This window comes from Bittarella massiliensis (ex Durand et al. 2017) (genome assembly GCF_017566145.1).
Taxonomy (GTDB): domain Bacteria; phylum Bacillota; class Clostridia; order Oscillospirales; family Ruminococcaceae; genus Bittarella; species Bittarella massiliensis_A.
The window spans coordinates 1-224 of record NZ_JABFCL010000204.1 but is presented as its reverse complement, the minus strand read 5'-3'; the positions used below and the strand labels follow the sequence as shown (position 1 = coordinate 224).

Annotated in this window: 1 protein-coding gene; it reads right to left on the bottom strand. The window is 34.8% G+C overall.

Translation table 11 applies throughout. The annotated features are described in order from the left end of the window. Positions 1-224 (bottom strand): hypothetical protein (locus tag HJY11_RS14040; protein ID WP_208076510.1); only part of this gene is annotated, 224 nt, incomplete at both ends.

Here is a 224-nt window from a genome sequence, read left to right as displayed (position 1 = left end):
ATATAAAGCTAAAACATTGTCTTTGTTTGTTTTACTTTGTACCAAGTATACAATACCTCCTTTTTCTTTAGATGTTATTTTTTGCTGCTCAGAAAAATCATAATCTTCAGAGAAAGCGTCCATAGAGGTTGCTCTTGAAGAAAGCCCCAACAACGTATTTTCGGCTTCTATGGCTTCAGTGAAAGCAGGAATGTTGTTTTTGGCTTCTTCAGAAGTGATTAAAG